General features: G+C 68.0%; 22 protein-coding genes. 13 read left to right on the forward strand and 9 right to left on the reverse strand.

Annotated features, from left to right (window positions below; genetic code table 11):
* Nucleotide 1: 1 nt before the first annotated feature.
* Both ACMZPQ_RS04530 and ACMZPQ_RS04535 read right to left on the reverse strand, forming a co-directional pair.
* Complete coding sequence (locus tag ACMZPQ_RS04530) at nt 2–547, reverse strand: GNAT family N-acetyltransferase (protein ID WP_004150340.1); 546 nt, start codon at nt 545–547, stop codon at nt 2–4.
* A 95-nt stretch (nt 548–642) separates the two neighbouring features.
* Nucleotides 643–1,500, reverse strand: coding sequence for a 23S rRNA (adenine(2030)-N(6))-methyltransferase RlmJ (locus tag ACMZPQ_RS04535; protein WP_197583166.1), 858 nt, complete (start codon nt 1,498–1,500; stop codon nt 643–645).
* Between the two features lie 35 nt (nt 1,501–1,535).
* Here ACMZPQ_RS04535 and creB point away from each other — a divergent pair, with 35 nt between their 5' ends.
* From creB to ACMZPQ_RS04570, 7 genes are all read left to right on the forward strand, one after another.
* Entirely contained in the window at nt 1,536–2,261 is a 726-nt protein-coding gene (gene creB, locus ACMZPQ_RS04540) for a two-component system response regulator CreB (protein ID WP_197583164.1), read from the forward strand.
* A 3-nt stretch (nt 2,262–2,264) separates the two neighbouring features.
* Nucleotides 2,265–3,725: a two-component system sensor histidine kinase CreC gene (gene creC, locus ACMZPQ_RS04545; RefSeq protein ID WP_197583163.1), complete on the forward strand. Its 1,461-nt coding sequence runs from the start codon at nt 2,265–2,267 to the stop codon at nt 3,723–3,725.
* Nucleotides 3,726–3,806: 81 nt separating this feature from the next.
* Nucleotides 3,807–5,126 carry a cell envelope integrity protein CreD gene (gene creD / locus ACMZPQ_RS04550; protein ID WP_197583161.1) on the forward strand — a complete coding sequence of 440 codons (1,320 nt, stop codon included), beginning with the start codon at nt 3,807–3,809 and terminating at the stop codon, nt 5,124–5,126.
* Between the two features lie 10 nt (nt 5,127–5,136).
* Nucleotides 5,137–5,547: a hypothetical protein gene (locus ACMZPQ_RS04555; protein WP_197583160.1), complete on the forward strand. Its 411-nt coding sequence runs from the start codon at nt 5,137–5,139 to the stop codon at nt 5,545–5,547.
* 272 nt (nt 5,548–5,819) lie between these two features.
* The gene (locus ACMZPQ_RS04560) at nt 5,820–7,376 is read left to right on the forward strand and encodes a M20/M25/M40 family metallo-hydrolase (RefSeq protein WP_414486149.1); all 1,557 of its coding nucleotides are present in this window, start codon (nt 5,820–5,822) and stop codon (nt 7,374–7,376) included.
* A 153-nt stretch (nt 7,377–7,529) separates the two neighbouring features.
* Complete coding sequence (gene gltX, locus ACMZPQ_RS04565; RefSeq protein ID WP_197583159.1) at nt 7,530–8,933, forward strand: glutamate--tRNA ligase; 1,404 nt, start codon at nt 7,530–7,532, stop codon at nt 8,931–8,933.
* 34 nt (nt 8,934–8,967) lie between these two features.
* Nucleotides 8,968–9,459, forward strand: coding sequence for a Fur family transcriptional regulator (locus ACMZPQ_RS04570; RefSeq protein ID WP_004150412.1), 492 nt, complete (start codon nt 8,968–8,970; stop codon nt 9,457–9,459).
* A 63-nt stretch (nt 9,460–9,522) separates the two neighbouring features.
* Here ACMZPQ_RS04570 and ACMZPQ_RS04575 read toward each other — a convergent pair whose 3' ends face one another.
* The 4 genes from ACMZPQ_RS04575 to ACMZPQ_RS04590 form a co-directional block, all read right to left on the reverse strand.
* Nucleotides 9,523–10,689, reverse strand: coding sequence for an HlyD family secretion protein (locus ACMZPQ_RS04575; RefSeq protein ID WP_197583157.1), 1,167 nt, complete (start codon nt 10,687–10,689; stop codon nt 9,523–9,525).
* A 10-nt stretch (nt 10,690–10,699) separates the two neighbouring features.
* Complete coding sequence (locus tag ACMZPQ_RS04580; RefSeq protein ID WP_197583156.1) at nt 10,700–12,373, reverse strand: MFS transporter; 1,674 nt, start codon at nt 12,371–12,373, stop codon at nt 10,700–10,702.
* Nucleotides 12,373–12,939: a TetR/AcrR family transcriptional regulator gene (locus ACMZPQ_RS04585; protein ID WP_049458880.1), complete on the reverse strand. Its 567-nt coding sequence runs from the start codon at nt 12,937–12,939 to the stop codon at nt 12,373–12,375. The genes ACMZPQ_RS04580 and ACMZPQ_RS04585 overlap by 1 nt, the downstream gene beginning before the upstream one ends.
* A gap of 427 nt (nt 12,940–13,366) precedes the next feature.
* On the reverse strand, nt 13,367–15,571 hold the full coding sequence (locus ACMZPQ_RS04590; RefSeq protein WP_197583155.1) for a TonB-dependent receptor domain-containing protein: 2,205 nt from the start codon (nt 15,569–15,571) through the stop codon (nt 13,367–13,369).
* A gap of 135 nt (nt 15,572–15,706) precedes the next feature.
* Here ACMZPQ_RS04590 and ACMZPQ_RS04595 point away from each other — a divergent pair, with 135 nt between their 5' ends.
* Together ACMZPQ_RS04595 and ACMZPQ_RS04600 are read left to right on the forward strand one after the other, a co-directional pair.
* A complete protein-coding gene (locus ACMZPQ_RS04595; protein WP_197583153.1) occupies nt 15,707–16,120 on the forward strand; it encodes a MerC domain-containing protein in 414 nt (137 codons plus the stop codon).
* A gap of 110 nt (nt 16,121–16,230) precedes the next feature.
* Complete coding sequence (locus tag ACMZPQ_RS04600) at nt 16,231–16,410, forward strand: 30S ribosomal protein THX (protein ID WP_004150462.1); 180 nt, start codon at nt 16,231–16,233, stop codon at nt 16,408–16,410.
* A gap of 102 nt (nt 16,411–16,512) precedes the next feature.
* Here ACMZPQ_RS04600 and ACMZPQ_RS04605 read toward each other — a convergent pair whose 3' ends face one another.
* From ACMZPQ_RS04605 to ACMZPQ_RS04615, 3 genes are all read right to left on the reverse strand, one after another.
* Nucleotides 16,513–17,763 (reverse strand): alkaline phosphatase family protein, encoded by a 1,251-nt coding sequence (locus tag ACMZPQ_RS04605; protein WP_197583152.1) that lies wholly within the window; start codon nt 17,761–17,763, stop codon nt 16,513–16,515.
* A gap of 117 nt (nt 17,764–17,880) precedes the next feature.
* Nucleotides 17,881–18,372: a methylated-DNA--[protein]-cysteine S-methyltransferase gene (locus ACMZPQ_RS04610; RefSeq protein WP_197582916.1), complete on the reverse strand. Its 492-nt coding sequence runs from the start codon at nt 18,370–18,372 to the stop codon at nt 17,881–17,883.
* Nucleotides 18,369–19,847: a DNA-3-methyladenine glycosylase 2 family protein gene (locus ACMZPQ_RS04615; RefSeq protein ID WP_197582917.1), complete on the reverse strand. Its 1,479-nt coding sequence runs from the start codon at nt 19,845–19,847 to the stop codon at nt 18,369–18,371. Before ACMZPQ_RS04615 ends, ACMZPQ_RS04610 begins: the two co-directional genes overlap by 4 nt.
* A 290-nt stretch (nt 19,848–20,137) precedes the next feature.
* Between ACMZPQ_RS04615 and ACMZPQ_RS04620 the strand changes: the two genes are divergently transcribed.
* The 4 genes from ACMZPQ_RS04620 (at nt 20,138) to ubiM (ending at nt 23,565) form a co-directional block, all read left to right on the forward strand.
* Nucleotides 20,138–21,301 (forward strand): COG3904 family protein, encoded by a 1,164-nt coding sequence (locus tag ACMZPQ_RS04620; protein ID WP_197582918.1) that lies wholly within the window; start codon nt 20,138–20,140, stop codon nt 21,299–21,301.
* 58 nt (nt 21,302–21,359) lie between these two features.
* A complete protein-coding gene (locus tag ACMZPQ_RS04625; protein ID WP_197582920.1) occupies nt 21,360–21,905 on the forward strand; it encodes a DUF4019 domain-containing protein in 546 nt (181 codons plus the stop codon).
* A gap of 11 nt (nt 21,906–21,916) precedes the next feature.
* A complete protein-coding gene (locus tag ACMZPQ_RS04630; RefSeq protein ID WP_197582921.1) occupies nt 21,917–22,306 on the forward strand; it encodes an MAPEG family protein in 390 nt (129 codons plus the stop codon).
* A gap of 80 nt (nt 22,307–22,386) precedes the next feature.
* Nucleotides 22,387–23,565, forward strand: a complete 1,179-nt coding sequence (ubiM, locus tag ACMZPQ_RS04635) for a 5-demethoxyubiquinol-8 5-hydroxylase UbiM (RefSeq protein ID WP_197582922.1) — start codon at nt 22,387–22,389, stop codon at nt 23,563–23,565.
* The last annotated feature ends 11 nt before the right edge of the window (nt 23,566–23,576 follow it).

A 23,576-nucleotide genomic window follows, 5' to 3' on the forward strand; every position in this document is an offset into this window, starting at 1 on the left:
TTCAGTTGTCCAGCTCCAGCACCATCCGCACCAGGCCTTCGGCGCCGGTCGGGTGCGGCACCGGCTTGAAGCCCAGCGAGGCGGCCAGCTGCTTCATCGGCTCGTTCTCGGCGGCCACATCGCCGTACAGGCGGTCCAGGTACTTGCCGCGGCCCCACTTCACCAGCTTGCGCATCAGCTGCCGGCCCAGGCCCTGGCCGATCAGGAAGCGGCTGATCAGGATCGCGTACTCGGCTTCACGGGTACCGGGGATGATCGAGGCCCGGGCGACCGCGCCGACCACCGCTTCGCCAGCGGGCAGGGATTCGGCTGCGACCAGGGTGATCTCGGTCTTGGGATTGGGGTGGGTCAGGCGCTGGGTGGTTTCCGGCGACAGCTCGGTCACCGCCTGCAGGAAACGATCACGGATTTCTTCCGGCCCGAACAGGCTGAACGCTGCTTGCAGCGGCGCGCCATCTTCCGGGCGGATGGGGCGGATCAGCAGCTCGTGGCCGCTGGGAGCCTTGAAGATCTCATGCCAGGGCGGCATGCGGTTGCGAGTGGCCATACCGGGTGATTCCTTGGTGGTCCATCGATTGTGGCATCACCGGGGCTGCATTCCGTGAACGAAAGGCTCACGGCGGTACAGCCTCGTGAAGGCCGTTATTCGGGGGCTTTGAACCAATCCAGGCGGGTGCTGGCACCGGGTTCGCCCAGGTGCTGGCGCAGCGCCGGCAGGGCCGGGCCGACCACCCGATCGAACTGCCAGGGCGGGTTGAGCAGCAGCATGCCACTGCCGTTGAGGCGCAGCGGCGAGTCGTCCGGGCGCACCAGGAACTCGATCGTCATCGCCGACTTCACCGGCAGCGCACTGGCCTTGCGCAGGAAGTGCAGGATGGTGCGGCGCTGCTTGATCGGGAACCAGACCGCGCAGGTGGCCTGCGGCCAGCGTGCCAGGGTCTCGGCCAGGGCGGCCAGGATGTTCTGGTACTCGGCGTCCTGGGCCTCGTAGGGCGGGTCGATCAGCACCAGGCCGCGGCCGATCTTGCTGCCGTTGAACTTCGGCGGCAGCAACGAGCGCAGCAGCGCGTAGCCATCGCCGGGACGCACATCGACGCGGCTGTCGTGGGCGAACAGCGCCTTCAGCGTGGCGGTTTCGGGTTCCTGCAGCTCACACACCGCCATGCGGTCCTGCGCGCGCATCGCCTGTGCGCTCAGCAGCGGCGAGCCCGGGTAGTTGGTCAACGCGCCCACCGGGTTGTCGGCCTGCACGGCCTTCAGGTAGCGCTCGACCACCTCAGGCAGCTTGGGCTGGGCCATCAGCCGCATGATTCCGGACTCGGCCTCCAGGGTCTTGCGGCTCTCTTCGCTGGCCAGCAGGTAGCGGCCGGCACCGCCGTGGGTGTCGAGCACGAAGAACGGGCTGTCCTTGCGCTTGAAGCTGTCGATCAGGGCCAGCTGCACGATGTGCTTGAGCACATCGGCGTGGTTGCCGGCATGGAAGGCATGGCGATAGTTCATGGGCGGCAGTGTACGGGGCGGCGGCCGCAGCGGCTATGCTGCGCGCCATGACAGCTCCTGTTGCCCATGTCCTGGTGGTCGAGGACGAAGCCGCCATCGCCGAAACCGTGCTCTATGCGCTGCGCAGCGAAGGCTACGCCGTCAGCCACTGCCTGCTGGGCGGTGAGGCGCTGCAGCGGCTGCAGGCCGGGGGCATCGATCTGGTGGTGCTGGACGTGGGCCTGCCCGACCTGGGCGGGTTCGAGGTCTGCCGGCGGCTGCGCGCGCAGGCCGGGCCGGCGGCACAGCTGCCGGTGATCTTCCTGACCGCCCGCAATGACGAGGTCGACCGCGTGCTGGGCCTGGAACTGGGCGCCGACGATTACATGACCAAGCCGTTCTCGCCGCGCGAGCTGGTGGCGCGAGTGCGTGCGCGCCTGCGCCGCGCGCTGCCCGCCGTGGCAGCGGGCAGCGCCGAGTCCGGCTGGCAGGAACACGGCGCCTTCGCCATCGACCGCGACGGCCGACGCATCCGCTACCGGGGCCAGGCGCTGGACCTGACCCGTTACGAATACGCGCTGCTGGAGGCGCTGCTGCAACGCCCGGGTGCCATCCTCAGCCGTGCCCAGCTGATGGATCGCGGCTGGGACAGCAGCGCCGACAGCGCTGACCGTACCGTCGATACGCATGTAAAGACGCTGCGCGGCAAGCTGCGTGCGGCCGGTGCCAGCGAGGACCCGATCCGCACCCACCGTGGCCTCGGCTACGCGCTGGAGGTCTAGCCGATGCGCCTGGTGCTGAAGCTGTTCCTGGGCTTCTTCCTGATCACCGGCATCGCGGCCTTCTTCGTGATGCGGGTGTTCGTCAACGAGGTGAAGCCGGGTGTGCGCCAGGCGATGGAGTCGACCCTGGTCGATGCGGCGAACGTGCTGGCTGAAATGGCGGCCGCCGACGTCAAGGCCGGCACCATCCGCAGCGGCAGCTTCACCCGCAGCCTGGCCAAGGCACGCCAGCGCGACCTGAAGGCGATGGTGTGGCGCTTCCCGAAGCGCTCGCTGGATTACCGGGTGACCATCACCGATGCCGAGGGCATCGTCATCTACGACTCGCTGGGCCGCGACCTGGGCCGCGACAACTCGCGCTGGAACGATGTCTACCGCACCCTGCGCGGCGAGTATGGCGCCCGTTCCAGCCCGGAAGTGCCGGGCGAGGAAGGCGATACGGTGATGCACGTGGCGGCGCCGGTGTATGACCCGGCCGATGGCCGCACGTTGATCGGCGTGCTCAGCCTGGCCCAGCCCAACCGCAGCATCGATCCGTTCATCGCTGCCAGCCAGCGCGCCATCATCGAGCGCGGGGCGTGGCTGATCGGGCTGTCGGCGCTGGTGGGCGTGCTGGTGACGATGTGGCTGACGACCGGCCTGGGCCAGCTCAGCCGCTATGCGCGCGCGGTCTCCGCCGGCGAACCGGTGCCGCCGCCGCGCCGCCGCCACGACGAGATCGGCGATCTCGGCCAGGCGCTGGAAACCATGCGCCGCAAGCTGGAAGGCAAGGCCTACGTCGAGCAGTACGTACAGTCACTGACGCATGAGATGAAGAGCCCACTGGCGGCGATCCGCGGTGCCGCCGAGTTGTTGCAGGAGCCACTGCCGGAGGCCGATCGCCTGCATTTCGCGCGCAGCATCGTCGATCAGCAGGAACGGCTGACCGAGACCATCGACAAGCTGCTGGCGCTGGCCGAAGTGGAGCAGCACGGGTGGCTGCAGACCCGCGACCCGATCGCGTTGCCGCTGCTGCTGGCCGAGGCGGCGGCTGCAGCGCAGGTGCGCGCACAGGCGGCGGGCGTGCAGGTGCGCATCGGCAACGTGCCCGACCTGTCCGTGCAGGGCGACGGCTATCTGCTGCGGCAGGCGCTGCATAACCTGATCGACAATGCCATCGCATTTTCGCCGGCCGGCACGGAGATCGCGCTGCAGGCCGTGGTGGATGGACAAGGCGTGCGCCTGCAGGTGGCCGACCGGGGGGCGGGCATTCCGGACTATGCGCGCGATCGGGTGTTCGAGCGCTTCTATTCGCTGGCGCGCCCCGCCAGTGGACGGCGCAGTTCCGGCCTGGGCCTGCCGTTCGTGCAGGAGGTTGCGCGCCTGCATGACGGCCGTGCCAGCGTCGAGGTCCGTGACGGCGGTGGCACCGTGGCCAGCCTGTGGTTGCCGTTGAACGTGCCGGGCCAGCGCCCGCGCCGCTGACTTCACACTCGCTTCAAATTCGCCACAAACCCTGCTCACCGCAGCGGTCCATCCTGCAGCCCTCTCCAACGAGGATGGACCATGAAATCCCTGAAAATGCTGCTGCGGTTCGCCATTGTCGGCGGGCTGATCCTGCTGCTGCTGGTTCCACTGACGATGATCCGCGGGGTCATCACCGAGCGCAGTGCATACCGCGATGAGGCCTTTTCGCGGGTAGCCGACAGCCGCGCCGGGGTACAGCGCCTGGTCGGGCCGGTGCGGGTGGTGCCGTGGATCGAACGCCAGCAGGTCGAAGTGGTCGACGCCAAGGGCAACAAGAAGACCGAGGTGCAGGTCAGCGAAGGGCACTGGCTGCAGATGCCGGCAACACTGGAGGTGGGCGGCGAGATGCTGCCGAGCCAGCGCGAGGTCGGCCTGTTCAAGGTACCGGTGTACAGCTGGAACGGCCAGCTGAAGGCCACCTTCGCCGTTGACGACTACCCGGTGAAGGCCGGCCGCAGCTATGGACAGCCGTATGTGGCGCTGGGCGTCTCCGACGTGCGCGGGCTGGTTGGTACGCCCAACCTGCGCGTGGATGGAAAGCAGTTGCGGCTGCTGCCGGGCGTGGAAGCGGCCAGCGAGGTCGGCCGCGGCCTGCATGCCCCCATGGCCGGCTTCGCCGACGACCAGGGCGGCAGCCTGGCCGCCAGTACCGTCGAGCTGGAACTGCGCCTGGACGGCAGCCGCATGCTGTCGGTGGTGCCGGTGGGCGATGACACCCGCATCGCGCTGCGTTCGAGCTGGCCGCATCCGTCGTTCAGTGGTGCATTCCTTCCCAACGAGCGGCGCGTCAATGCACAGGGCTTCGATGCACGCTGGGCGGTGTCTTCGCTGGCCTCCGACGCGCAGCGCCAGCTGCGCAGCGACGGTGCGATAGATTCGCAGGCGGTGACCGTGTCGCTGGTCGATCCGGTGGATACCTATACCCAGGCCGATCGTGCTTCGAAGTACGGCGTGCTGTTCGTGCTGCTTACCTTCGTCGGCTTCATCCTGTTCGAACTGATCAAGTCGCTGCGCATCCATCCGCTGCAGTACCTGATGGTGGGCCTGGCGCTGGCGATCTTCTTCCTGCTGCTGATCAGCCTGTCCGAGCACATCGCGTTCTGGAAGGCCTACCTGGTCTCGGCCGTGGCCTGCATCGGCCTGCAGGCGGTGTACCTGGCCAACGTGCTTGGCCACTGGAAGCGTGGCCTCGGCTTTGCCGCGCTGCTGACGGTGTTGTACGGCGCGCTGTATGGCCTGCTGGTGTCGGAGAACAACGCGCTGCTGATGGGCTCGCTGCTGCTGTTCGTGATCCTGGCGCTGGCGATGTGGGTGACCCGTCGGGTCGACTGGTACGCGCTTGGCGCGGATCTGAAGTAAGGAGTTCGCCATGGGCTGGCGCCACGGATTGCGGCAACGGGCACGGCAGGGCATTCCGGCCCTGCTGGAGGTGGATGCACTGCTGCAGGCACATGGCGTGCTGGCGGCCCTGCCGGGGGCACGGATCGCCCCCGGCCTGGTCCGCTTCCAGCTGGCCGCAGTGACCTGCGAGGGATTGCAGGCACGGGGGTTGGGGTGGCTGCAGGGCGCGCGGCAGGGACGTGGCGCGCTGGCGGGCGAGGTGACGCGCTACCGGCCATGGAGGGCCGGGGCGGAGGCGCTGGCCGAGATCGGTATCGGCGGCCTGCCGGAGGACTGGCCGGCACGTGCGGCGGTGTACGGCTGCAGCAGCATCGACCGGAGGCATTGGTTGTTGTTGCTGCCGGAGCGGGCGCAGTTGTGGTTGGGATGGAGTGGGTGATCGGGCTGTTCATCCACGCATGGCGTGGATCTACGGGCGGGAACCCAGCCCTTTGGTGGGTGCGAACCGACCGGTCACCTGTGGGTGCGAACCGACCGGTCACCTGTGGGTGCGAACCTTGGTTCGCACGCTCCTGCCCATGACCGATGGGACGGTATCGCCGCGCGCCTGCTGGCTAGACTCGGGGGCTGGATGATCGAGCCGAAGGGCAGGGGTGCGGCGTGTTGAAGTGGAGCGGGCTGAAGTGGGGCGTGCTGGCGGTAGCGCTGGCGATGGGTGGCAATGCAGGGGCGCAGCAGCGCGAGACGGTGGACCTGGACATGGTCAGCCGCATCCGCCAGGAGGCCTTCCACCGTTCGCAGGTGATGGACACCTTCAGCTACCTCACCGAGCGCATCGGGCCGCGCCTGACCAACTCGCCGGCGATGGGCCGCGCCAACGCCTGGACCCGCGGCAAGTTCAACGAATGGAAACTGGACAACGTCCACGACGAAGCCTTCGATGATTTCGGCCGGGGCTGGGAGTTCACCTCGGCCAGCGTGGAAATGCTGGGCGACCGTGTGCAGCCGCTGCATGCGCTGCCCAAGGCCTGGACCCCGGGTACCAAGGGCCCGGTCGAAGGTGAGCTGGTGCAGGTCGAGATCAAGAAGCCGGAAGACATCGAGAAGTATCGGGGCAAGCTGCGCGGAAAGATCCTGCTGCTGGGCGACGCGCGCGAGTACAAGCGCAGCACCGAGGCCGATTCGCATCGGCACGACGCCACCTCGCTGGAAGGCCTGCAGGAATTCACCCTGCCCAAGGACAAGGACGCCACCGCCGAGCGCGCCAAGCGGGTCAAGGAGTACCAGGAGCGGCAGGCGCTGGTGGCCAAGGTCAACGCGTTCTTCGTCGAAGAGGGCGCGCTGGCCTCGATCAGCATCAGCGGGTGGGACAACGGCATCATCCGCGTTGCCGGTGGTGGTTCGCGCAAGGCCGGTGAATCGGTGGGCATCCCGGAACTGGCGATGATCAGCGAGCACTTCAATCCGCTGGCGCGCGCGCTGGAGGCCAAGCAGATCGTGCGCCTGCGCGTGGACGTGGCCGCACGCTTCACCGATGAGGCCGACCAGCCGGGCTACAACACGCTGGCCGAGATCCGCGGCAGCAGCAAGCCCGATGAAGTGGTGATGATCGGCGCGCACATGGATTCATGGCACAGCGGCACCGGCGCGGCCGACAATGCTGCTGGCGTGGCGGTGATGATGGAGGCGATGCGCATCCTCAAGGCCACCGGCGCCAAGCCCAAGCGCACCATCCGGGTAGCGTTGTGGAGTGGCGAGGAGCAGGGCCTGATCGGCTCGCAGGCGTATGTGGCCAAGCACTTCGGCCAGTTCCCGGAGCCCGCCGACCCGGCGCAGAAGGCACTGCCGGCCTCGCTGCGCGAGCCGACCGGCGCGCTGCGCAAGACGCGCGACTACAGCAAGTTCCAAGTCTACTTCAACATGGACAATGGCTCGGGCCGCTTCCGAGGCATCTATGCGCAGGAGAACCTGGCGGCGATGCCGATCTTCGAAGCCTGGCTGGCCCCGTTCCATGACGTGGGCGCCACCACCGTGGCCACCCGCAACACCGGCAGCACCGACCACATCAGCTTCGACCGCATCGGCCTGCCGGGCTTCCAGTTCATCCAGGACCGTCTGGACTACTTCAGCAACGTCCACCACAGCCACCTGGACACCTGGGACCACGCCGAGCCGGAAGACCTGAAGCAGGCCGCGGCCATCGTCGCCTCGTTCGCCTACAACGCCGCCATGCGCGAGCAGCCGTTCCCGCGCAAGGCTGAACCGTAAAAAGGGACGGAGGGGATCAAGTCGTTTCTCCCCTCCGCTTTCCGCCCGTAACCGCATCGGTTGGGCAATCGCGACTTAATCCCCTCCGTCCCCTTTTTCCGTCGGGGGCGGGGGACTGGTAAAATCGGGGGATTCCCGTTCCTCGAGCCCTCCATGACCTGCCGCACCCGCTTCGCCCCCAGTCCCACCGGTTACCTGCACATCGGTGGTGCCCGCACTGCGCTGTACTGCTGGCTGGAGGCCCGCCACCGTGGCGGCGAGTTCGTGTTGCGCATCGAGGACACCGATCGCGAGCGCAGCACCCAGGGCGCGATCGACGCCATCCTGGAGGCGATGGAGTGGCTGGGCCTGGATTACGACGAGGGTCCGATCTACCAGACCGCGCGCGTCGCCCGTTACCAGGAAGTGGCCGAGCAGCTGATCGCCGACGGCAAGGCGTACTACGCCTACGAGACCCGCGAAGAGCTGGATGCCATGCGCGAGGCCGCCATGGCCCGGCAGGAAAAGCCGCGCTACAACGGCGCCGCGCGTGACCTGGGCCTGCCGCGCAGGGACGACCCGAACCGCGTCATCCGCTTCAAGAACCCGCTGGAAGGCACGGTGGCGTTCGACGACCTGATCAAGGGCCGCATCGAGATCGCCAACAGCGAGCTGGATGACATGGTCATCTTCCGCCCGGACGGCTTCCCCACCTACAACTTCGCGGTGGTGGTGGACGACTGGGACATGGGCATCACCGAGGTCATCCGCGGCGACGACCACATCAACAACACCCCGCGCCAGATCAACCTGTACGAAGGCATCGGCGCGCCGGTACCGAAGTTCGGCCATATGCCGATGATCCTGGACGAGCAGGGCGCGAAGCTGTCCAAGCGCACCGGCGCGGCCGACGTGATGCAGTACAAGGACGCCGGCTACCTGCCCGACGCGCTGCTGAGCTACCTGGCCCGCCTGGGCTGGTCGCACGGTGACCAGGAACTGTTCAGCCGCCAGGAGCTGATCGACCTGTTCGACGTGAAGGACTGCAATTCCAAGGCCTCGCGCCTGGACATGGCCAAGCTGGGCTGGGTCAACCAGCAGTTCCTGAAGAGCGAAGCCCCCGCGGCGGTCGCCCCGCACCTGGTTTATCAGCTGCAGAAGCTGGGCGTGGACCTGGCCGCGGGTCCGGCGCCGGAGGACGTGGTGGTCGCCCTGCGTGACCGCGTGCAGACCCTGAAGGACATGGCCGAGAGCGCGGTGGTCTGGTACCAGCCATTGACCGTCTACGACGAAGCCGCGGTGGCCAAGCACTTCAAGGCCGGCGCCGAGGTGGCGCTGGGCAAGGCTCGCGAACTGCTGGCAGCGCTGCCGGCATGGACCGCCGAAGCGGTCGGCGTGGCCCTGCACGACACCGCCGCTGCGCTGGAAATCGGCATGGGCAAGGTCGCCCAGCCGCTGCGCGTGGCGATCACCGGCACCCAGGTCAGCCCTGACATTTCCCAGACAGTGTACCTGGCCGGCCGCGAACAGGCCTTGAAACGCATTGATGTGGCCATCACCAAGGTAGCAACGGCCTGAGGCATCCTTGCCAGGCCCGAACCGGAGAACACGCATGCCCGCCAAGACCGCCACTGCCTGTACCGCCCCGCACCATCACGTCCACGACGCATCGGATTTCGTGGCGGTGGTCGAGCGTGTCTCGCGCGAACGCGGGCTGCGCCTGACCCCGATCCGCGCCAACGTCCTGAAGCTGATCGCCGAGGCCGGCAAGCCGGTCAAGGCGTATGAGCTGCTGGAATGGGTGCGCAACGGCAAGGGCGTGGGCGCCGATGCCCCGCCCACCGTGTACCGCGCGCTGGACTTCCTGATGGCCAATGGCTTCGTGCATAAGCTGGAATCGGTGAACGCCTTCGTGGCCTGCCATCACCCCAGCAGTGCGGCGCACTCGGTGCCGTTCCTGATCTGCAACAGTTGCCACAGCGCGGTGGAACTGGAAGACCGCGAGATCGTCACCCAGCTGGAAAAGCGCGCCAAGGAGCTGGGCTTCCAGCCGCAGGCGCAGACGCTTGAAGTGCACGGGCTCTGCGCCCGCTGCGCCGGCTGAGCAATGGCTCCTGGGGTCAGATCCCTTTTGCCGAGGCAAAAGGGATCTGACCCCGATTCATGGCTACCGCGCCGGTGCGGGCTCTGCGGCGGTATCCACCCGCGCGATCACCGACATGCCCGGCCGCAGCCGCGCGGCCAGTTCCTGCCCAGGGTCGATCGAGATCCGAATCGGCAGCCGCTGCACCACCTTGGTGAAGTTGCCGCTGGCGTTGTCCGGGCGCAGCACGCTGAATTCCGAGCCGGTCGCCGGCGCGATCTGCTCGACATGGCCGTGCAGCACCTGGCCCTGGAACGCGTCCACCGCGAAGGTAGCCGGCTGGCCGATGCGCATCTGCCAGGTCTGGCCTTCCTTGTAGTTGGCCACCACCCACAGCGCTTCCGGCACCAGGAACAGCAGCTGCGACCCAGCGGCAACGTACTGGCCCACGCGCACGCTGGCCTCGCTGATCTGGCCGTCGCGCGGTGCGTGGATCACCGTATTGGCCAGGTCGATGCGGGCCAGTTCCAGCTGTGCCTGCGCACTCTCCACCTGGGCTTCCAGGCTCTTGCGTGCCACCTGGGTCGAGACCAGTGTTTCCTCGGCAATGCGGATCTGGGCCTGCGACTGCTGCACGCTGGCCTGCGCCGAGGCCTGGCTGGTGCGGAACTTGTCGCGGTCGTTGACCGACACCAGCTGCTGCGCGGCCAGTTCCTCGTAGCGCCGGGCCTCGTTGCGCGAGCGCTGCAGTTCGGCCTGCCCGGCCGACAGCGTGGCGTGCGCGGAAGCGATCTGCGCACGGTTCTGCGCCTGCGACTGGTCCGAGTTGGCCAGCGCCGCGCGCGCGCTGTCCAGCGTGGCCTGGGCCTGCGAAACGCGCTGTGCGTAGATGCGGTCATCGATGCGCAGCAGCGGTTCGCCCTTCTTCACATGCTGGAAGTCCTTCACCAGCACCTCGGTCACGTAGCCGTTCACCTGCGGCGCCATCACCGTGATCTGCCCGCGCACATAGGCGTTGTCGGTCACCATCACGCTGCTGGTGAACGGCCACAGATGCCAGGCGCGCAGGATCAGCGCGATCCCCAGCAACGCCACCACCACCATCACCACCACGCTGCGCGCGCTGGGCTTGAGGTATTTCGGTGCGGCAGCCGGCGCCGCGGGTGTGGGCGCAGGCGCCGCATCGGTCGGTGGCGGTGGGGTGACGTTGTCGGCGTCGATGTCGTCGGGGCGGGGCGGGACGGGGGGCATGGCGATCAACTCAACGGGGCGCGGCCGGCGTGGCCGCAGCAGGGGACGTGGGGTGGCGCTTGCGCCATTGCTTGAGCACGGCGGTACGCAGCGACAGCAGCAGCAACCAGCACAGGAAGCCGATCGCCAGCCAACCGCTCAGGGTGAACACATCATTGAAGCCGCGCACATTGGCTTCGCGGCGTGTGATCTGCGCCAGCTGCGCGCTGCCCTGTGCGCTGCGCAGGACCGGATCGGTGATCTGCGCGCTGTACAGCTGCTGCTGCACCCGCAGGCGCTGCGCGACCACCGGATCGGCCGGATCGAGCTGGCTGGTCAACGCGCTGGAATACAGCTGCTCACGATGCAGCTGGAAGGTGCCGAGCACCGCCGAACCGGCCAGGCCACCCAGGGTCTGGGTGATCGACAACGTGACCAGGAAGGTGATCATGTGGTCCACGCCCTGCTTCAGCGCGGCGGAGATGCCGAGCATGATCAGCGGCCCCATGAACATGCCGGCGCCCACCGAGGCCAGGAACTGGCTGACGTAGAAGTCGTGCGGCCGGTCCAGGCTGGTGCGGTGCTGGTCGAAGAAGGCGGCGGTGCCCAGCAGCAGGATCGCCATCAGCAGCTGGGCGATCAGCCGCTTCGGCCCGAACGTCAGTGCCGCCGCCGCGATGCCGGTGATCACGCCTGCCAGGATCACCACGAACAGCGGCCGCAGCTGGTCCGGCCCCATGCCGAGCGTGCGCATCAGGTTGACCACGCCGTAGGACTGTTCGGTGGTCAGGAAGCGGATCAGGAACGCGCCGACGATGAAGTGCAGCACCGGCAGGCTGGCCAGCCAGCGCGTCTGCAGCAGCGGGTTGCGGCGGTAGTGCTCGATGATGAAGGCGGTGGTGGACAACGCAATCGAGGCGACCAGTGCCCACCCCAGCCACGGCGTATCCAGCCACCAGCGCGTATAGCCCTGTGCCAGCACGATCACCAGCAGGGCAACGGCAGGGGCGAGCAGGGCGAAGGTGAGGAAGTCCATCGGCTCGAAGGCCTTGATCTGGATGCCGGGCGGCAGCTTCAGTACCACCACCGCCGCGAACGCGCACAGGGCGAGGCCGGCTTCGAAGGAGTAGAGCTGGTGCCACTGGCCGGTATCGACCAACCCCGGTGACACAATCCAGGCAATCGGCACCGCCAACTGTGAAAGGCCGACGCCGACCACCAGCAGGTTGCCGGTGAAGCGGCGCGGCAGCGCCTGCAGCATGTACAGCGTGCCCAGCGTGGAACAGGCGGCGCCTGCAGAACCGCTTGCGGCGCGGGTGAGCATCGTGGTCTCGAAGCTGCCGACGAACAGGTGCAGCACCGCCAGCGCCGCATACAGGCCCAGGCCGATCTCGGCGAACAGGCGGATGCCGTACTGCTGGCGGAACTTGAAGGCCAGCAGGTTGGCGGTGACATTGACCATCGCATAGGCCGCCACCAGCCAACTGCCCTGGGTCGGCGTCAGCGCCAGCTGGCCCTGCAGGAACGGCAGGTTCGCGGTGACCAGCGCATTGCCGAGGCCGCCGGTGATGGCCACCAGCAGCGATACCAGCGCGTAGGCCACGCGCCGATAGGGCGGATGCCAGGGCATCGACGCCGAACCGGGCATGGTCGGCTTCTCGTGCTCCTCCCAATCCGGAACCGGCTTCAGATACGGCTGGACCATCAACGGGCCTCGCTGGGTTCTCCCTGGAGGCCGCCGCGCAGCAGCTGCAGGGCACGCCCGGCCAGCTGGGCGCGCTCATCGCGGGTCTTGCCGCGCAGGGCCGCACCCAGCATGCCCGAGATCAGTGAAATATCCGTCTTCTCCAGGTCGGCGCGGCACAGGCCGGCGGCCTTGGCACGGGCAATCGGCGCTTCCAGCAGGTCACGCACGGTCTCGCGCGCGGTGCGCATGGCCGGCACGTCCGAATCCACCGCACGCCAGTAATCGGCGAGGGCAGGTGAATCGATGATGCGCTGGGCCATGCCCTCGAACACCTCGAACAGGGCGTCGTCGCGGTCACCGAGCTGTTCGACCTGGCGCCGGATGCGGTCAACCGTACGCTGCAGCAGCGCCTGGATCAGCGCGGTGCGGTCGGGGAAGTTGCGGTACAGGGTGGCGCGGCCCACCTGGGCGCGTTCGACCACCAGGTCCAGTGGGGCGGTGACGCCGTGTTGGCCGAACACATGATCGGCGGCGTCGAGGATGAGGGCACGGCGGGCAGCGGCATCGGCACGTTGGGCGGTCATGGGTTTATTTTCGGACATTAATGTCCGGTTGGCGAGACATTGAGTGACGGGATTGTCCGTTTGTTGTCGTACGCACATCTTTGTGACGCCCGCGTGATGGGCCTGGCCGAAACGAAAACGGGGGCCCGAAGGCCCCCGTGGGATGGCGTGGGCTCAGAGCCCTTTCCTTGGGAAAGGGCTTCGACCCCGCTGTGCCGGTAGATCCACGCCATGCGTGGATGGGCGAGGGTCAGAGCCCTTTCCATCGGAAAGGAATCCGACCCCGCTGTGCCGGTAGATCCACGCCATGCGTGGATGGGCGTGGATCAGAGCCCTTTCCTGCGGAAAGGGATCCGACCCCGCTGTGCCGGTAGATCCACGCCATGCGTGGATGGGCGTGGATCAGAGCCCTTTCCTGCGGAAAGGGCTTCGACCCTGCCGCGCGCGATCAGAAGAACGCGCGGATGCCAAAAGCGACACCACGACCCGGCAGCGGCGAGTAGTCGCGCAGCAGCGAGGTATGCGGGCGCACTTCGCGGTTGGTCAGGTTGCTGCCATCCAGGAACACCTCGTAGCTGTTGCTGGCGTTGCGGTCCCAACGGTAGGCCAGGTGCGCATCGACCAGGGTGTAGCCGTTGCTCGGTTCCTCGTTCTGGGCGACGTCCTTCTGGCGGCTGTAACGCACCGCACCGACCGACGCGCGCCAGCCATCCTTCGACCAGCGCAGGTCGGCACCGACGCGGGCCGGAGCGATGCGCGGCAGGTAGCCGGTGTTGGCCAGTTCCACCGTGTAGTTGTGGTTGTGGTCGCCGTGCGGCACGGCGATGTCGAGGTTGCGGCTGCCGCTGCCATCCAGCTTGGCCTTCACGTAATCGCCGAACAGGCGCAGGTCCCAATCACCGGCACCGCCTTCGAACAGGTGCACCAGCGCTTCGGCCTCGGCGCCGCGGAACACCGCGTCCTGCTGGGTCCAGGCACGGACCGGCAGCCCTTCGGTAACGCCGGTGTCGGCCAGGTAGATGAAGTCCTTGAACTTGGTCTGGTAAACCGATGCGGAGAAGTCCAGGCGGTCACTGTGGGTGTGGATGCCAAGCTCGATGCGCTGGCCGCGCTCGGTCTTCAGGTTGGCATCACCGATTTCCAGCGAACGGGTGGCGATGTGCGCGCCAGCGGCGTACAGCTCTTCATTGGTCGGCGCACGCTCGGAACTGTCCACGCCAATGCGCAGGTCTACCGCGTCGTTGAGCTTCCAGATGCCCGCAGCGGACAGGTTGGTGGCACCGAAGGTGCGGCGACGGTAGTCACCGGTCGGGTCCAGCTTGACCTGGTCGTGGCGGCCACCCAGTTCCAGCTTGAACGGGCCGAACTGCTTTTCCTGCAGCACGAACAGGCCAATGTTCCTGGTGCCGGTATCCGGAACGAAAGCTTCTTCACCCTTGGCGCCGAAATCACTGTTGCCGAACTGCAGGCCGAAGGCGCCGTCCCAGCCACCGATCTGCTGCTGCACCGCTTCCAGGCGCGCTTCGATGCCACGGTTCGTGAAGCGGGTTGACGGCGTGCCGGCCTCCAGCTCCACGTGCTCGTAGTCGGTATAGGCCACGCGTGCGTTGATGTTCTTCAGGAACGAGACCGGGTCGTAGATGCCGGCCTTGGTCTCGAAGCGGTTCTGCACCATGTCGATGCGCACGTCATGCTCGTCGCCGCCTTCCTCTTCATCGCCGTGGTCGTGACCGTGGTCATGACCATGATCATCACCGTCGGCGTGCACGTGCGCGCCATTGGGAATGCCGTAGTTGGTGCGGTAGGTGCTGGCCGATACGCCGAAGTAGCCACCGTCGCCCAGCCACGTTGCGCCGACGCCGCCGGCGCGGGTGCGGATCGAGCTGTTGTCCAGGCGGCCACGGCGCGGTTCTTCGCCCTCGGCCGCATCGTGGTCATGATCGTGGTCGTGATGATCTTCCAGGCTGTCGATCACCGCATAGCCGGGAATGCGGTAGTCGTCGCCATTGCGCACCAGGCCGTCCACATGCAGCACGACGTTGCCGCTGACACCATCGAGGCGGAACATGCCGCTGCGTTCATTGTTCACCGAATTGCCGCGCAGTTCGGCGCGGCCGCTGAGCGGGCGCTCCGGCAGTTCGCGCGCGATGCGGCCATCGACCACGTTGACCGCACCACCGATGGCGCCGCTGCCGAACAGCAGGGTGGCCGGGCCCTTCAGCACTTCGATCTGGTCGGCCAGGAACGGCTCGATGCTGGTGGCATGGTCGGCGCTGACCGTGGAGGCGTCCATGTTGCCCATGCCGTTGGACAGCACCGCAACGCGCGGGCCTTCCTGGCCGCGGATGATCGGGCGGCCGACGCCCGGGCCGAAGAACGTGCTCTGCACGCCGGGCAGCTTGGCCACGGTATCGCCGAGGGTGCCGGCCTTCTGCTCGTCCAGGCGCTCACCGGCCAGCACGTCCACCGGGCGCGCCAGCGATTCGGCATCGCCCTGCAGCGGGGATGCGGTGACCTGTACCGAGGACAGTTCGGTCAGGTGGCGGTCACGATGGGCGCTGTCCGGGCCGGCAGCAAAGGCGACGGACGGCAGCAGGGCGGCGAGGGCCAGGGCCAGGGAATGCGGCCTGAGCCGAGGGGTGTGGGCGGGCATGGGCAGGTCCTTTGTTACAATGTATCAATCACGGGGCGCACGAATCCCGTCGATGGGACAGGGGGAGGGAAACCGTGCGGGTCGGGAACGAATGTTATATTATTCCATAACGATTCGCCGACCCTGCTGGAAGTCATGTCCCTGTCCTCACGCCTGCGCCACCTGCTCGACCGTTTCGGCGCCACCGGTTCGATGCTGTGCGCGGTGCACTGCGCAGTGATTCCCGTCGTGCTGGCGGCGGCGCCGTCGCTGGGCCTGTCGTTGTGGCTGAGCGATGGCGTCGAGCAGGCGCTGGTGCTGTTCGTGACCCTGCTCGGGTTGTTCAGCCTGGTCTGGGGCTATCGCCGGCATGGCGCGCTGCGCGCGCTGGGTTTCCTGATTCCGGGCCTGGTCGCGCTGTGGGCTGGCGTGCTGTACGACCCGCTGCACCACAACGCGGTGCCGCATGCGGTGGTGATGACCATCGGTGGCCTGTTGGTGGGCGTCGCGCACCTGGTCAACCTGCGCCTCAACCACGGCCACGTGCACGACGCCAGCTGCGCGCACTAGGCGCTCCGTGATAGGATTTTCGATCGTGCGCGGGGGCGCCCAGCAAGGCGGCCCCGCCGAACCCGTGTCAGTACGGGGTAACCAGATTTCACACTTGAGGAGTTGAAGACATGGGTAAGGGTGACCGCAAGACCGCCAAGGGCAAGCGCTACAACGCCAGCTACGGCAACGCCCGTTCGCACACCGCGAGCAAGGTCGCCGTAGGCGCCGCCGCCCCGGTTGCCAAGAAGACCGTGGCCAAGGCTCCGGCGAAGAAGGCTGTGGCGAAGAAGGCCGTCGCCAAGGCCTGATCCGGCCGGTTGACTGGTCCAAAAAGAAACGCGGCGCCTGGCGCCGCGTTTTTTTATGCACGCTTTTGTAGAGCCGAGCATGGGCTCGGCCCTACAACGGCGTCAGCGCAGGGTCTTGTTCAGCGTTTCCGGGTTGCCGTCGTTCGGCGCGGCCGGCACCTGCAGCAGATGTGCCAGCAGCGGGTAGACATCGACGTTGTCGAAGCCATCGATCACCAGGCCCTGGCGGAATGACGGGCCGCTGGCCACGAACACCGCACGCATGGACGGCAGGGCGTTGTCGTAGCCGTGCGAACCGCGATCCTGCTTGGTGCGCTTGGCGATCCTGTCCCGATGCAATGCATCCCAGCCTTCGTCCATGGCGCAGACGATCGGCGGCACCCGCGGGTGCGTACCGTAGTGCCAGCGCGGCGGCAGGTTTTCCTTCTTCCAGCATTCGTAGTGCGCGTGGCGGCCGAGCAGGGCGCGTTCGGCCTCGGCTTCGCGGCCCGCGACCGGTGCGAAGCCCACCGACTGGCCCTGGCTGACATTGCGCGCGATGGCCGGATCGGCCATCGATTCGGTGGCGATCACGTGGCCGTCGGCGACGCTGGCCATGCCATGGTCGGACACCACGATCACGTTGGTGGTCGACGCCAGCCCGCGCTGCTGCAGTCCATACAGCACCTGGCCGACGATCTGGTCGGCGCGCACGATGGCGTCGGCATACTGCTTCGAATCGGGGCCGTAGTGGTGGCCGGCCTTGTCCACGTGCTCCATGTACAGCGTGGTCAGGCGCGGCGCATCGGCGTCGGTCTGTGCCAGCCAGTCAAGCACGATGCCGGCACGCTGCTCCAGCGGTTCCTGGCCGTCGTAGATGCGCCACTGGCTCGGGCGCACACCGCGGATTTCCGACTCGCTGCCCGGCCACGAGGTGGTGGCCGAACGCACGCCGGCGTTCTCGGCGCCGACCCAGATCGGCTCGCCGCCCCACCACGCGCTGGTAGTGACCGCCTCGCGGTTGCTCAGCTCGAAACGGCCCAGTGCCTCATCGTCCATGCTGTTGTTGACGATGCCGTGGTGGTCCGGGCGCAGGCCGGTGACGATGGTGTAGTGGTTGGGGAAGGTGAGCGATGGGTAGGACGGGGTCATCCAGCGTGCACGTACGCCGCCGTCGATCAGCCGCTGCAGGTTCGGGGTCAGGCCGCGATCGAGCGCGTCGGCGCGCAGGCCGTCGATGGAGATCAACAGCAGCTTCGGCGGCGCAGCCGCAGCGACGGGCGTGGGAATGGAGGCGGAAGGGGCGGGCGCGGTGGTGCAGGCGGCCAGGGGCAGCAGCAGCGCCAGCGCGCAGGTCAGGCGTACGGAAGTCATCCACGCATGATAAGCCGCCGCAATGACCAAGCCGAGACACGCTGCACCCACCGCCACCCGTGGTCCCGCCCGGGGTCAGATCCCTTTTCCTTTGGAAAAGGGATCTGACCCCGGAGTTCAGGCAAACAGCGGCGCCTGGCGCTGTTCCAGACGCAGCAGTGCGGCCTTGGTTTCCAGGCCGCCGCCGAACCCGGTCAGTGCGCCGTTGCTGCCGATCACGCGATGGCAGGGCAGGATGATCGGCAACGGGTTGCGGCCGTTGGCGGCGCCCACCGCGCGGGTTGCGCTGGGCTGGCCCAGATGCTGTGCCAGCTGCAGGTAGCTCCAGGTCTGCCCGAACGGGATCAGCGCCAGCGCCTGCCACACCCGCAGCTGGAACGGCGTGCCACGCGGTGCCAGTTCCAGATCGAAGCTGCTGCGTTCGCCGTGCAGGAACTGCAGCAGCTGCTGGCGGGCTTCCGGCAGCGCATCCGGCGCGTAGTGCCAGTCGGCGCGGCCACGCGCCGGATGGCGGTTTTCCGGGAACAGCACATGCGCAAGTCCGCGCTCGTCACCGGCGATGGTCAGCACGCCGATCGGGCTGTCGAAACGGTCGAACAATAGGCTCATGTCGGTTCTCCAACGAAAGTGCCGGACAGGTGCCACAGGTGCAGTACGGCATACGCGCGCCACGGCCGCCAGGGTTGCGAGCGCGCCTCGGTGGCACGCTCGCTCAGGCGCTGGCCCTCCGCATGGCCGAGGACCTGCTGCAGCACCAGGTCGCCGGCGGGGAAGGCATCAGGCTGGCCGAGGCCCCGCAGGGCGATGTACTGCGCGGTCCACGGGCCGATGCCGGGCAGTGCCACGCAGCGGGTGACGAACTCTTCCAGCGCCTGGCCCGGCCCGAAATCGAGCTGGCCGCTGGCGCAGGCGGCGGCCAGCGCGCGCACCGTGGCGGCACGGCTGCGCGGCAGGCCGATCGATTCCAGCGGTGCCTCGGCCAGCACCTCTGGCGCAGGGAACTGGCGGTCAAAATCGGACGGCATGCCCGGCAGGTGTGCGCCGAAGGCATCCACCAGGCGCCGCGCGAACGTGGTGGCCGCAGCGACGCTGACCTGCTGGCCGAGCACCGCGCGCACGCCCACTTCGAATCCATCCCAGCCGCCCGGAACACGCAGCCCGGGGCGCTCGGCGATGCCCCGCGCCAGCAGCGGTTCCTCGCTCAGCGCAGCGTGCACCTGTTGCAGGTCGGCATCCAGATCGAACACGCGACGAACACGCCGCACGATGTCTGGAATCAAGCGCGGATCGACGGCGCTCAGCTGCAGGTGCAGTTCCGGCCGTTTCGGATCGGCGGTGACGCGCAGCAGGGTGGGCCGCTCGTGCGTGCCCAACACGCGCTGGTAGCTGTCTTCGCCGATCAGTTCGATGCCGGGCAGGCTGCGCTTGCGCAGGAAGGCCAGCATGCGTGGGAAGTCCAGCGGTGGCCGGTAGGCCAGGCGCAGCACCAGGCCCCCCTCATCGGCGGCGAGCGGTTGATGCTGGCGGCGCAGCGCGGTGGGGGCCATGCCGCAGCCCTGCAGGAACGCGGTATTGAAGCGGCGCAGGCTGTTGTAGCCGGCTGCCAGCGCGACGTCGGTCACCGGCAGCGTGGTTTCGGTCAACAGCTGCTTGGCCAGCAGCAGGCGATGGGTGGCGTGGATCTGTCCGGGTGTCGCGCCCAGGTGTTCAACGAAAAGCCGTTGCAGCTGGCGTGCACTGAGTCCGATCTTCTCTGCGAGGTCTGCCACCGGTTGTTCCTGCAGGAAGCCACCCTGGATCAGGGCCAGGGCGCGCTGCACTGCCTGTCCGGCAAGTGCCTGCTGGGCCTGGGGAGCCAGTTCCGGGCGGCAGCGCAGGCACGGCCGGTAGCCGGCGGCGGCGGCGGCAGCGGCGCTCGGGTAGTAGGTGATGTTGCGCGGCTTTGGCGGGGGCGCGGGGCACACCGGGCGGCAATAGATGCCGGTGCTGCGCACGGCGGTGAAGAACACGCCGTCGAAGCGCGCGTCACGGGCCAGGCGGGCGCGGTCACAGGCGGCGGTGTCGAGGGCGAGGGCGGTGTCCATGGCGCCAGTCTAGGCGGGTGCGGGTGGGGATACTCGCCGGATTCGGACATGGATGCTGAAGGGGGGTTCTGGCAGGGCTTGCAGCCCTGCACCCGCACCGCCCCACCTCCGACAGTTGGTCGCTGCGGTTGGTGGGTGCCGACCGTTGGTCGGCACGCTTTTGCTGTGGGTGGGTGTCGACCTCGGTCGACACGCTTTCCCGAGGGTCAGAGCGGGTTCAGTGCCACGCGCTGAACGCGCGCGCTGGGCGGGTAGACTGTGGCCCTTGCTCTTATGAAGACCGGTTGCCGATGTCCGCCAAATTCCGCTGGTTGCCCCTGTTGTGCCTGGCCCTGGCGGGCTGCAGCAAGCTGGAGAATCCGGGCAATGTGACCGCCGCCGACAAGGCGGCGCGCGCGCCGGCCAGCGATGGCGAGAACATGGTGTCGATCAATGCGGCCGACGCGCCGCTACCGCCGCCAGCGCCGCGCAGCCGGGCCGATCGGCCGTGGCCGCAGGCGCAACTGGAGAATGGCCGCGCCTGGGTCAGCTGCAGCACCGAGTACGCCGGCGACGCCGGTGATGGCATCGAGCTGGAGGGCCTGCAGCGCGATCAGATCAGCCAGGCGCTGGCGCCCTGCGCCGAGCGTGGCCTGATGCGCGTGCGCTATTCCGGAAAGATCAATCCGGGCTTCGCCGAGATGATGTGGCGGCTGGCCGTGGTTGCCGACGAGCAGAAGATCCACAAGCGCATCCTCGACCTGGATTCCAGCGGCGGCCAGGTGGAATCGGCCATCGTGGCCGGTGACAGCATCGGTGAATCGGGCTGGACCATCTGGGTGCGCGAAGGCTCGATCTGCCACAGTGCCTGCGTGTTCGTGCTGGCCGCCGGTGACAACCGCCTGCTGTCGGGCAAGGTCGGCATCCACCGCATGATGCGCATCAGTTCCAAGGCCACCTCGCGTGCTGAACTCAACCGCGAGCTGCACGAGGTCTACGACAACGTGAAGGACTACCTGCAGCGCAACGGTGTGGCGGTGGGCGTGGCCGACCTGATGATGACCGTGCCCAACCGCAGCCTGCGCCTGCTGACCCCGGATGAGTTGCGACAGTACGGCCTGGATGGTACCAACGCAGTGCAGGACGATCTGGAGCGGATCAAGCAGATGCGCGCTTGCGGTGATGACTTCGTGCAGCGCAAGGATGCGTTCCTGATCGCCTTCGACCAGCAGTGCAAGCGCGAAGGCGCTGACATGGAATCGATCAACAGCTGTGGCCAGGCACTGAAGCAGCGCTTCGGTTTCCCCGATGCGGTGTGCCCGGAAGAAAGCCCGTTGTCGGAGATCGACGTGGCGACGTTGCCACCGGCACCGTCCGAGCCGCCGCCGGTGGCCGAGCAGGCACCGGTGGACGCCGGAAAGCCTGCCGCGCAGGCCGACGCTGCCGTGGTCGAAGGCAGCGCCCACGCGCGCTGACGAAGCGGTCACTGCGCTGGCGTAGACTGCGGTTCTTTTCCGAGAACCGGCGGTGTCCATGAAGCGCGTGCTCCTGCTGCTGTCCTTGTTGCCATTCGTTGCGCTGGCGCAGGCACCTGCACCCGCCACGCCCGCACCGGCACCCGCGCGCCCGGCGCCGTCGTCGCCCGCGGCCGCCAAGCCGGCCACGGCCGGTGCACCGGCGTTGACCGCCGCGCAGCAGGCCCAGGTGCAGAAACAGGACGCGGAAATGGGGGCCGCCGCAGTGAGGGTGGCGCAGCTGGTCGACGCCAACCGCGCCGGCGAGTTGTGGGAGGGTGCCTCGCCGGTTGCGCGCCGCGCCGTGCCGAAGGCCGCATTCGTCACCCAGTTGACCACCGAGCGCACGCGATTGGGCGCGATGGCCGGCCGCGGCCAGCCGACCATCACCCGGGTCAAGTACGGCGCCGGTGCCGCCGTGCCCGAAGGCCTGTACATCAACGTCAGCTTCCCGACCCGCTTCGCCAACAGCGCGCAGCCTGTGCGCGAACTGGTGTCGTTCCGTTTCGACGAGGACCAGGTGTGGCGCCTGGCCGGTTACAGCCTGCGTGCATCGGCACCCTGAGGAGCGCAATGATGGCAACTGAACTGACGATGCTGGCCTGGTCGGTGCTGCTGGGCTTTGTCTACATCTTCGCTACCTCCACCGTGGTCACCCGCGAGCGCGGCCTGAAATGGAATGCCTCGGCGCGTGATGGCCAGGCCCGGCCACTCAGTGCGTTGGCCGGTCGCCTGCAGCGGGCCCAGGCCAACTTCCTGGAGACCTTCCCGTTCTTCGCCGCCGCCGCGATCGCGGTGGTGCTGGCCGGGCGTGGCAACGACACCACGGCGCTGGCCGCACAGGCGTACTTCTGGGCGCGGGTGGCCTATCTGCCGCTGTATGCCGCGGGCGTGCCCTATGTGCGCAGCCTGGTCTGGGCGGTGTCGCTGCTGTCGATCCTGGCGCTGGTGTTCGCATTGTTGTGAGCCGGGCCTGATCCAGATCAAGGCCGGTCAGCTGCGTGGCGCTATGCTGGCCCGGACTGGATCAACGGCAGGAGGCGCGCATGCGCAGGATGGACGTGGTGGTGGTTGGCGCGGGCCCGGCAGGCCTGTGCTTCGCACGCGCGCTGGCCGGTAGCGGCCTGCAGGTCGGGCTGGTGGACGTGCAGCCGCGCCAGGCATTGGCCGAGGCGGCCTTCGATGGCCGCGAGATCGCGCTGACCCATGCCTCGCGGCAGAGCCTCGAGCAGCTGGGCCTGTGGCAGCGCCTGCCGCAGGCTGAAGTAGCCGAGCTGCGCGATGCCAAGGTGATGAACGGCGGCTCGCCGTTTGCGCTGACCTTCGCCAGCAGCCAGGTCGACGGCCAGCCGCTGGGCTGGCTGGTGCCCAATCATCTGATCCGCCGCGCCGCCTGGGAATCCGTGCAGGGCCAGGACGGGCTGGAACTGTTCGATGGCCGCAAGGTGCTCGGCGTGCAGGCCGATGCGCAGGGCCATCTGGTCACGCTGGACGACGGCAACACGCTGCACGCGCGGCTGCTGGTGGCTGCCGACAGCCGCTTTTCCGCCACCCGACGCATGCTCGGCATCGGCGCGCAGATGCGCGACTTCGGCAAATCGATGCTGGTCTGCCGCATGCAGGTCGAGCGCGATCACCATCACACCGCGTGGGAGTGGTTCGGCTATGGCCGCACCATGGCGTTGCTGCCGCTCAACGAGGGCCAGGCATCGGCGGTGATCACGCTGCCGCCGCGGCAGATCGAGGAATTGCTGGCGATGGACGAGGTGGCGTTCGGTGAGGCCATCAGTGCCTGCTTCGAGCACCGCCTGGGCCGGATGCAGCCGGTGGCCACGCCGCAGGCGTATCCGCTGGTAGGGGTATACGCGCACCGGTTCGTGGGCGAGCGCTCGGCGCTGGTCGGTGATGCTGCCGTGGGCATGCACCCGGTCACCGCGCATGGCTTCAACCTGGGCCTGGCCAGCGCACAGCGGCTGGCGCAGGGCATCGCCGGGCAGCAGCGGCGTGGCGCCGACATCGCGGCCGAGGGCATGCTGGCCCGATATCAGCGTGGCCATCGACTGGCGTCGCGGCCGTTGTACGAGGCCACCAATGCGATCGCCAGCCTGTACACCGACGATCGCCGGCCGGCGCGCGTGCTGCGTGCAGCTGGTTTGCGCCTGGCACAGGGCGTTGCACCGTTCAGGCAGCTGATTGCCTCGCACCTGACCCAGCGCGTGGCCTGAACCGGTTCAGA

This window comes from Stenotrophomonas maltophilia, from assembly GCF_047497515.2.
GTDB lineage: Bacteria > Pseudomonadota > Gammaproteobacteria > Xanthomonadales > Xanthomonadaceae > Stenotrophomonas.